This is a genomic window from Hominimerdicola alba (assembly GCF_900109655.1).
Taxonomy (GTDB): Bacteria; Bacillota; Clostridia; order Oscillospirales; family Ruminococcaceae; genus Hominimerdicola; species Hominimerdicola alba_B.
On sequence record NZ_FOAT01000002.1, the window covers coordinates 412,299 to 421,559 of the forward strand.

At 46.2% G+C, this 9,261-nt stretch carries 10 protein-coding genes; 6 read left to right on the forward strand and 4 right to left on the reverse strand.

The window, feature by feature from the left end:
- Positions 1-55: 55 nt before the first annotated feature.
- The 4 genes from BMY75_RS04105 to guaB all read right to left on the reverse strand — a co-directional run bounded on the left by BMY75_RS04105 (position 56) and on the right by guaB (position 3,025).
- Positions 56-322: a hypothetical protein gene (locus tag BMY75_RS04105; RefSeq protein WP_074830113.1), complete on the reverse strand. Its 267-nt coding sequence runs from the start codon at positions 320-322 to the stop codon at positions 56-58.
- Complete coding sequence (locus tag BMY75_RS04110) at positions 319-825, reverse strand: GNAT family N-acetyltransferase (RefSeq protein ID WP_347499923.1); 507 nt, start codon at positions 823-825, stop codon at positions 319-321. The genes BMY75_RS04105 and BMY75_RS04110 overlap by 4 nt, the downstream gene beginning before the upstream one ends.
- Before the next feature lie 144 nt (positions 826-969).
- On the reverse strand, positions 970-1,479 hold the full coding sequence (locus BMY75_RS04115) for a 2'-5' RNA ligase family protein (RefSeq protein ID WP_074830122.1): 510 nt from the start codon (positions 1,477-1,479) through the stop codon (positions 970-972).
- Between the two features lie 64 nt (positions 1,480-1,543).
- The gene (gene guaB / locus BMY75_RS04120; RefSeq protein WP_074830125.1) at positions 1,544-3,025 is read right to left on the reverse strand and encodes an IMP dehydrogenase; all 1,482 of its coding nucleotides are present in this window, start codon (positions 3,023-3,025) and stop codon (positions 1,544-1,546) included.
- Positions 3,026-3,364: 339 nt separating this feature from the next.
- Here guaB and BMY75_RS04125 point away from each other — a divergent pair, with 339 nt between their 5' ends.
- The 6 genes from BMY75_RS04125 to BMY75_RS04145 all read left to right on the forward strand — a co-directional run.
- Positions 3,365-4,252, forward strand: coding sequence for a hypothetical protein (locus BMY75_RS04125; RefSeq protein WP_074830130.1), 888 nt, complete (start codon positions 3,365-3,367; stop codon positions 4,250-4,252).
- A 68-nt stretch (positions 4,253-4,320) separates the two neighbouring features.
- Positions 4,321-5,175 carry a dockerin type I domain-containing protein gene (locus tag BMY75_RS04130; RefSeq protein WP_074830133.1) on the forward strand — a complete coding sequence of 285 codons (855 nt, stop codon included), beginning with the start codon at positions 4,321-4,323 and terminating at the stop codon, positions 5,173-5,175.
- 417 nt (positions 5,176-5,592) lie between these two features.
- Positions 5,593-6,351, forward strand: coding sequence for a helix-turn-helix domain-containing protein (locus tag BMY75_RS04135; protein WP_074830138.1), 759 nt, complete (start codon positions 5,593-5,595; stop codon positions 6,349-6,351).
- Positions 6,352-6,757: 406 nt separating this feature from the next.
- Positions 6,758-8,095, forward strand: a complete 1,338-nt coding sequence (gene gdhA, locus BMY75_RS04140; protein WP_074830142.1) for an NADP-specific glutamate dehydrogenase — start codon at positions 6,758-6,760, stop codon at positions 8,093-8,095.
- A 15-nt stretch (positions 8,096-8,110) separates the two neighbouring features.
- Positions 8,111-8,257, forward strand: coding sequence for a hypothetical protein (locus tag BMY75_RS17870; RefSeq protein WP_170844245.1), 147 nt, complete (start codon positions 8,111-8,113; stop codon positions 8,255-8,257).
- A gap of 86 nt (positions 8,258-8,343) precedes the next feature.
- The coding region (locus BMY75_RS04145; RefSeq protein WP_074830147.1) for an NAD(P) transhydrogenase subunit alpha at positions 8,344-9,261 on the forward strand (918 nt) is incomplete at its 3' end.

Here is a 9,261-nt window from a genome sequence, read left to right on the forward strand (position 1 = left end):
TCCTCCTTAGTAAATTTCAAGTTTGTACTGAGTTCTTTTGAAATATCAGGGTCATTTACAGGGTCTTGTTTTTCCATTCTTCGCGTCTTTTGTATTCCTCAAAACGCTGTGCTTCCTCATATTCCTCGCGTATCTCCTGACGGTCACTGTGGTCGAAGGACGGTATTGACGCAAAGAAGAGCACTATAAAGGATACGATCACAAGAATGATCGTCAAAGGTTTGCCTATTTTATCCGAAAATACCGCAGTGGGTATTATTATCGCTGTAAAGATCAGGGTGCAGATCACCCATTTTTTGACGATAGCTTTTGTTTTAGTCATGTTGTGATACCTTTCAGTTTTTCCCATTCACTGCGTGTTATGGCGCAGGCGTAGGATATCTTGTTTTTCTCGTCGGGGTATTCCTTTATCTTTTTCATGCCGTTGGCAAGAGCGGTCTTATACGAAGCTGTGTTTGTATACTTCATATATGAATACAGCGCATCGTAATCTGTATTCTCAAAAGCCCAGTCGCGGACAGCCTGTGCGGCTTCCTTGCCAAGACCTCTGCGCCAGTATTTTTTATGCACATGATAGCCGATTTCGGGAAGCAGTTCGCCGTCGATATTCTGTATCGTAAGTCCGCAGTCACCGATGAATTCTCCTGTTTCTTTCAGCACCAGCGCCCACAGACCGAAGCCGTACTTTTTATAATTGTCGATGTTCCAGAGTATCCAGTTGCGCACTCTTTCCTCATCGAAAGGCTTGGGATAATGCGCCATGGTCTCTGCGTCGGATAGTATCTCATACAGCGCATCGAAGTCGTCGAGAGTGTATTCTCTCATAATAATTCTTTTTGTTTTAATAATCACGTAAATATCTCCTTATATTATAGCAAAAAAATGAGGTCAGGTCAAGTGTCTGAGCCTCATTATTCTTATAAAATATCAAATGTTTGTGTAAGCTGAGTTTTCTTAGCATTTAGCTCACTATTCATTACCGCTTTGACTGTCTTTCAGATTGACGGTAAGTATATGCCTTGTGGGGAAAAACTCATACAGGTGCAGTGATGTGATCTTTCCACCAAAAGCTGAAAAATTCTCCATTATATGGGGCAGTGCCTTGTAAATGACCTCAGGGGCATCGATAATAAAAGTTGTGTGGGCTGTCCAGTTTGTGCTGTCACCGAATCTTTCTTTCAGCGAAAGCATATCGTGACTTACATCTGGTGCTGCAAAAAGCACCTGCGACCCGCCGAAAATCCCCACATGATTGACAGTCACATCAAATGCGCTGACTTCCTCAGCGGTTTTCTGCACTAGGGCTTTAAGCTCTCCCTCCTTATCGCAGGGGAAAGAACCCAGCGTTATATGCATTGGGATATTTTTGGTATGAAAGCCCGAAAATCCCAGACTATAGAGCTTATTCTGTATGCCCGAAAGATATGCTTCGGTCTTGTCATCATATCCTGCAAGCACGTAAAGCGCCTTATCTGCCATGATAATTACCTCACTATAAAAACAAGGCAAGGGCAAGCGCCCCTGCCTTGAATATTTGTTTGAATTACATACCGGAGGTTGCAGAGTAGTTGGGAGCTTCCTTGGTGATGTAGATATCGTGAGGATGGCTCTCCTTAAGACCTGCACCTGTTATGCGTATGAACTTAGCCTTTTCGCCCAGCTCAGCAACAGTGTGGCAGCCACAGTAGCCCATACCTGCTCTGATACCGCCAACCAGCTGGAAGATGGTATCGGAAACGGGACCCTTGTAAGCAACACGACCCTCAACGCCCTCGGGAACAAGCTTCTTGGAGTTGGTCTGGAAGTATCTGTCCTTGGAACCCTTAGCCATAGCAGCCATAGAGCCCATGCCTCTGTATACCTTGAACTGTCTGCCCTGATAGATCTCGGTCTCGCCGGGAGCTTCATCGCAGCCTGCAAGCAGTGAGCCAAGCATTACAACGCTTGCGCCTGCAGCCAGAGCCTTTACGATATCGCCTGAATACTTGATACCGCCGTCAGCGATAACGGGGATACCATACTCGGCAGCTGCACAAGCAGCATCGTATACAGCAGTTATCTGGGGAACGCCTATACCTGCAACAACTCTGGTGGTGCAGATAGATCCGGGACCTATGCCGACCTTGATAGCGTCAGCGCCAGCCTCGCAGAGAGCTCTTGCAGCTTCAGCAGTTGCAACGTTACCTGCGATAACGGGTATATTCGGGAAGTTGGACTTCAGCTTCTTTAGGCATTCGATAACGTTCTTTGAATGACCGTGAGCGGAATCCAATGCGAGTATATCTACCTGAGCATCGATAAGGGCGCCTGCTCTTTCGAGGATATCCTGTGTCATACCTACAGTAGCGCCGCAGAGCAGTCTGCCCTTTGCATCTCTTGCAGAATTAGGATACTGTACAGCCTTTTCGATATCCTTTATGGTGATAAGACCCTTGAGGTGACCCTCGTTATCAACGAGAGGCAGCTTCTCGATCTTGTGCTGCATGAGTATCTTCTTTGCGCCGTTGAGGTCTGTATCAACAGGAGCTGTAACAAGGTTCTCCCTTGTCATAACAGTGCCGATCTTCATAGAGAAGTCGGTGATGAAGCGGAGGTCTCTGTTAGTGAGGATACCTTCCAGCTTGCCCTTCTCATCAACTATCGGAACACCGGAAATCTTGTACTTGCCCATCAGCCTGTCCGCTTCTTCAACGGTCCTGTCAGCTGTCAGAGAGAAAGGATTAACGATAACGCCGTTCTCGGAACGTTTTACCTTGTCAACTTCCTCAGCCTGCTGAGCGATGGTCATATTCTTGTGGATTATGCCTATGCCGCCTTCACGGGCGATAGCGATAGCCATCTTGGACTCTGTTACAGTGTCCATAGCAGAGGTCATGATAGGTGTGTTAAGGACGATGTCCTTGGTAAGATGGGTGTGTAAGTCCACCATGTCAGGTGTACAATCGCTCTCTCCGGGGATAAGGAGAACATCGTCGAAGGTGAGACCTTCTTTTCCGAACTTGCTGTTTGCGTTAGTATCGAGCATAACATTACCTCCCACATTGTAATTCGGTTTTAATTTATTTACTTATAATATCATATAATGATACACGATTTTCTTTGATTTGTCAACAGAAATTTTGCAAATTAACTATTAATTTCACGTATTATCTGACATTCTGCCGAAGACCATTTCGGGGTGAATTTCATGCTAGTGAAAATGTGTGCAAAACCGCGGTGATTCGGTGCTTTTTGTGCGAGACTTACAAAAGCCGAGCCGTATTTTCTACGTATCGGATATGATTTTGGGTATAGCCAAAATGGGGTATATGAGTTATAATTATTATGTATTAAATTATTCACAAAAAGAATGGAGATGTATTGTATGAAATTTACATATTTATTTGCAGTTACAGCGGCACTTATCCTTGCGGGCTGCGGTTCTTTTACAGAGCGCCCTGCGGACAGTAAAGGTGCTTCGGGAGACGTAAAATCACAGTCTGCAACTGATGCTGAGAACAGCGTGGCAGAAGAATCCTCCGAAGTCACAGCCGATAGCAGTGAAGTTGTGTCGGAAAGCAGTCTTATGGAAGAAAGTAGCGAGGTCACCGAAAGCAGTTTGGAAAAATTCGATGAAAGCAAAGCTGACGGTATGGTCGGTCTGTTCCCCGGCGGACTTGATGATGACGGCAAAGGTCCCGATGAGAACAGCTTCGGGCTGGAAGTCGGTTTTGCTCCGGGAATATGGTGGTCTTTCTGTGACAGCGGCGACAAATACTATGAGTTTGCAACAGACGGTACAGGTATGAGGATATATCAGGAAGACAGCTTCAAAGAGGGCTTCACCTATTCGATGGACGACGGCTGTGCTGTGTTCCGCTTTGCAGGTACTGCGGCAGGTGCTGTTAAGGATACCCGTGCAAAAGCCGAAGAACGCGGCGACGGCGCTATACTTAACTTTGAAGATGACGGTCACACCGAGGAACTTGTGTACATGGGCAATATCAGCATTGACGAGTTCACATTCTATAATAATGAACAGCTTAAAGATATGGCACAGGAATATTACAAACAGCACAACGATACGGGATATGTGCCCGAATTCTGCGATATTATAAAGTCTGATGAGAATAATGATATTGTCATACATCTTTATGATATCGAGGGTAATCACACGACTACGGCTAACTGGTATTATATTGACCGCTTCTCAGGCAAAGGCAAGGATATGATGGATAACGAGATCGACCTCACCACGGCGCTTAAGGGCTGATACCGCGATTGACAATATGGGCGGATAGGTGTATAATATACTGGATCGATTTATAGGAGGTCATATCCATGAATAAACTTATCAGAAGTGCAGTTTCTCTGTTATGTGCGGGTACTATGGCATCGGGCTGTATATCTGTTACGGCGGAAAAAGTTTCCGCGACCAGGGGTGATGTCAACGGTGACGGTGTGGTCAATATTACAGATGTAACCAAAATTGCTGCTCATGTGAAGGGCAAAAAGTTCCTTAAAGGTGAGAGTCTGATAAATGCTGATGTTAATTTCGACGGCAGTGTAAATATCACCGACATTACGCAGATAGCGGCATATGTAAAGGGTAAGAAGAGACTTCCCACCGACCCAAACGGCGCTGATGAGAGATTCAAAGGGTATGATGCATACCTGATCTTTGCCGACGGCAGTATGAACTGGGGCAACTGGAACGGTCAGGGTCACCCGGGGGCGGCTTCTTACGGCATTGATGCCGATATTACCGGGGATGGCGTCTACACTGTCAGCATAACGAGGGACAGTATAACTTCCGTAGACGACAAGGGCAAGAACCCCTCGCTTATATATTCTAATGAAGGATCGAAGGGCAGTTATCTGCCTTGGGCTAATGGCAGTGAGCTTGAAGGCTTTCTTGAGAATGGTGCAAATCCAAACATCAATAAGCGTGTAAAGGGCAAATTCAGGAGCGACGAGTTAAAGGTCGCTGTCAAAAGCATAAAGGTCGATGATGAAGAATTGTGGTTTGACCCGAGCAAGATACGCTACGGAAATCTCGATGAGGAAGACAACTGCTACCGTATCGAGATAGCAAACCTTATATCAGGCGATGCTGATGACGCGGCGATAAATGTAAATAATTTCTTCTTCTCGGACGAGCTGAGCGTCACATTCAGCATTTATGGTATAGATTGACTCTTTGTCAAGCTGGATCCCTGAAAAATAACTGCAGGGAATTAACGCGGCTTGATAGTTGTCATAAATCAATGTATCTGAAATATAATGTAAAAAGTCGGATTTGTAATGTATTTTATAAATGGGCAATGTGTTATAATACTTATATAAGCAAATAAGTATGCAATGAAGCAGAAAGTCCTTGGGCAAGGGGCTTTCTGCTTTTTTGACAAATTATGGGCAGAGCATATGTTGCGTGTATTCGCGGCAGAAGTCTGTCTATCCACGAATATTCCGATAAAGCACTTGAAGTTTCAGACAACTTGGTACGAAAGTCATTGACAAATATCGTTTTATTGTGGTATATTATAGGACAAGCAAAGGCGCTGTGATGTTAGGATTACAGCGCCTTTATTTTTTAGCGGGAGGTGGAAAAATATGGGTAGACTTTACAAGGTACTGATAGTAGACAACAATCTGGGAACATTCGACAGGCTGAAAAAGATGCCGGTATGGCAGGAAAATGGTTTTGAGATATTCAGCAAGACTTCTGACAGCGAGAATGCACCCGAAATGTGTCTTAAAAACAATATCGATCTGCTCGTTTGCTTCAACCGCTTGCCCGCTATTTCGGCAGAAGCTGTGATAAGCGCGGTAAAGACGGTATCTCCCGGTACATTCTGTCTGGCGGTGAGCCCTTTCGATGACTCGGAGAATATGCGCAAATGCTTTCTTCTGGGCGTTATCGATTATATCACCGAGCCTGTTAGCGAGATAAGGCTTGGCGAAGCCCTTGCAAGAGTATCCGAGCGCATAGGCGACAGCTTCGTGACAGGGGAGTACGACCTAACGGTGGAAGAATTCATGGCAGAGTATTCTTCAAAGGACGCTAAATTCTCCGAGAGGATAAGGGAGTTTCTGCTGATTTCGGAAAAGACCACAGTCACTACCGAGAATGCCGCAGATCATTTCGGCTTCAACAAGGATTATTTCGGCAGGCTTTTCAAGCAGAAAATGGGCATGACTTTCGGTGATTTCTATAAGAAATTCCGTATAAAGTACGCTGAAAAGCTTCTGCTTTCGGGCAGGTACAAGGTTTACGAGGTAAGTGCCATGCTGGGCTTCTCCTCTGTGGATTATTTTACTACCGTTTTCAAGAAACTTACGGGTAAAACGCCGTCCGAGCTTAAAAGATGATATTATGTGTCACTTTCGTAATGGAATATGTATGATTTTTATGGTATCGTGCATCAAAAATATATGGTATAGTTAAAATTGCGGATATCTGCACAGTCGGTATCAAAGCCGATATTTAACACAGCGCAATTCCCATCTTATCTTAAATAAACGGAAACGAGGGCAGGTCCTGTGATCTACCCTTTGTTTTCGTATATAGCAGATATGTGTGCTGTGACCACTATCGGAATGTTGATGGCAAAAGTCTGATTTTTATAGGATATGATAAATTGACTTTTTACCTCAAATACTGTACACTAAAAGACAGTTAAGGCAATGGCGCCAATGGACTGCTCTTTTAGGGCGGTTTATTCGTCATTGCTTTTTTATTTTTTATGTAAAAATATCATCAGGAGGTATTAGCGCAATGTCATCGTATGTAGAAGAAATAATTGAGCAGGTCATCAAGCAGAACCCTGCAGAGCCCGAGTTCCATCAGGCTGTAAGAGAGGTACTGGAGTCCATCAAGGTAGTTGTGGACGCTAACGAGGAGAAGTTCAGAAGAGATGGTCTTCTGGAGAGACTTGTTAACCCTGAGAGACAGATCAAGTTCAGAGTTCCGTGGGTTGACGACAAGGGCAACGTACAGGTAAACACAGGCTACCGTGTACAGTTCAACTCTGCTATCGGTCCTTACAAGGGCGGTCTGAGACTTCACCCTTCTGTAAACCTGGGTATCATCAAGTTCCTGGGCTTTGAGCAGATCTTCAAGAACAGCCTTACAGGTCTGCCTATCGGCGGCGGCAAGGGTGGTTCCGACTTCGACCCCAAGGGCAAGTCCGACAGAGAAGTTATGGCATTCTGCCAGGCTTTCATGACTGAGCTCTGCAAGTACATCGGCGCTGATACTGACGTTCCTGCTGGTGATATCGGTACAGGTGCTCGTGAGATCGGTTATATGTTCGGTCAGTACAAGAAGATCAGAGGTCTGTTCGAGGGCGTTCTGACTGGTAAGGGTCTGAGCTATGGCGGTTCTCTCGCAAGAACAGAGGCTACAGGTTATGGTCTGCTGTATCTCGTTGAGGAGCTGTTCAAGTCTCACGGCAACGACATCGCAGGCAAGACAGCTGTAGTTTCCGGCGCAGGCAACGTTGCTATCTACGCTATCCAGAAGGCACAGCAGCTGGGTGCTAATGTAGTTACTTGCTCCGATTCCACAGGTTGGGTATATGATCCCGATGGTATCGATGTTGCAGCTCTGAAGCAGATCAAGGAAGTTGACAGAGCAAGACTTACAGAATACAAGAAGTACAGACCTAATTCCGAGTATCACGAGGGCAGAGGCGTATGGCAGATCAAGTGCGATATCGCTCTTCCTTGCGCAACACAGAATGAGCTCGATATCGAGGATGCTAAGCAGCTCGTTGCAAACGGCGTAACAGCTGTATGCGAGGGTGCAAATATGCCTACTACCGAGGCAGCTACAAAGTACTTCCAGGATAACGGCGTATGGTTCGTTCCCGGTAAGGCTGCAAACGCAGGCGGCGTTGCTACTTCCGCTCTTGAAATGTCCCAGAACAGCGAGCGTCTGAGCTGGACATTCGATGAGGTTGACGCTAAGCTGAAGAACATCATGGTAAACCTCTTCCACAACATCGACGATGCTGCTAAGAAGTACGGCTTCGAGGGCAACTATGTTGTTGGCGCAAACATTGCAGGTTTCGAGAAGGTTCTCGATGCAATGAACGCACAGGGTATTGTATAATCAGGAGTTGAAAGCATGAATATTTCCGAAAGGATAGTTTTTCTGCCGATAGTACCTTTCGAGGACAAGCACCCCGATATGCTTATCGCGCAGTATGAACCCAATGCAGCTGAGAATATCAGCTGCGGCGAATATTCTATGAATACTGAATGTTGGGATTGACCTTCATCAAGGCACGGCAGCACCGTTTTTTCGATGCTGCCTAGTGCTGTTTTCGGGAATATCATTCTTTTGAAAGGAGAAGTTAGATGAAGAAAATACTGGTCTGCCGGGAGACCGACCCGCGTGAAACCCGCGTGGCGCTGATCCCCGATGACATCAAGCGGCTCATAAGCATGGGCTACGAAGTAAAAGTTACCCGCGGAGCGGGCGAAAAAAGCGGCTTCAATGACGAGGCTTACGAGAAGGCAGGCGCTGTTCTTGTATCCTCTAACGAAGCAGGATACGAGGGCAGCGAAATTATTTTGAGGATAATGAAGCCCGAAAGCATACAGGGTATACCCTCAGGTGCTCTCCACCTCAGTTACCTCGATCCGTTCAATGAGAAAGAATTGCTGAACGATTTCGCAAAATCGGGTATCCAGGCAGTTTCTCTGGAAATGATCCCCAGAACTACCCTGGCACAGAAAATGGACGTTCAGTCCTCCCAGACCTCACTGGCAGGCTATACTGCTGTAGTAAATGCAGCTGCAAAACTGCCTAAGATCCTGCCCATGATGGTTACTCCTTCCGGTACTATCCAGCCCGCAAGAGTGTTCATCATCGGTGTCGGAGTTGCAGGTCTTCAGGCAATAGCTACTGCAAAGCGTCTCGGTGCTCGTGTTGATGCTTTCGATACACGTCCCGTTGTTGAAGAACAGGTAAAGTCCCTGGGCGCATCTTTCGTTAAGATAGACCTGGGTGAGATGGGACAGACCGATCAGGGCTACGCTAAGGAGCTCACACCCGAGCAGATAGCTAAACAGCAGGAAGCTCAGGCTAAGGTGTGCGAACGTTCAGATATCGTCATCACTACCGCTAAGGTATTCGGTAGAAAGGCTCCACGCCTTATCGGCAAGGACGTTCTTGACCGCATGAAGAAGGGCGCAGTTGTTGTAGATATGGCAGTTTCCACTGGCGGTAACGTTGAAGGCTCAAAGCTCTTTGAGGACGTTGTTACCGAAAAC

Bases quoted from the DNA above. Each gene is read 5' to 3' on its own strand.
- BMY75_RS04105 (WP_074830113.1), bottom strand. From the start codon at position 322: ATGACTAAAACAAAAGCTATCGTCAAAAAATGGGTGATCTGCACCCTG.
- BMY75_RS04110 (WP_347499923.1), bottom strand. From the start codon at position 825: ATGAGAGAATACACTCTCGACGACTTCGATGCGCTGTATGAGATACTA.
- BMY75_RS04115 (WP_074830122.1), bottom strand. From the start codon at position 1,479: ATGGCAGATAAGGCGCTTTACGTGCTTGCAGGATATGATGACAAGACC.
- guaB (WP_074830125.1), bottom strand. From the start codon at position 3,025: ATGCTCGATACTAACGCAAACAGCAAGTTCGGAAAAGAAGGTCTCACC.
- BMY75_RS04125 (WP_074830130.1), top strand. From the start codon at position 3,365: ATGAAATTTACATATTTATTTGCAGTTACAGCGGCACTTATCCTTGCG.
- BMY75_RS04130 (WP_074830133.1), top strand. From the start codon at position 4,321: ATGAATAAACTTATCAGAAGTGCAGTTTCTCTGTTATGTGCGGGTACT.
- BMY75_RS04135 (WP_074830138.1), top strand. From the start codon at position 5,593: ATGGGTAGACTTTACAAGGTACTGATAGTAGACAACAATCTGGGAACA.
- gdhA (WP_074830142.1), top strand. From the start codon at position 6,758: ATGTCATCGTATGTAGAAGAAATAATTGAGCAGGTCATCAAGCAGAAC.
- BMY75_RS17870 (WP_170844245.1), top strand. From the start codon at position 8,111: ATGAATATTTCCGAAAGGATAGTTTTTCTGCCGATAGTACCTTTCGAG.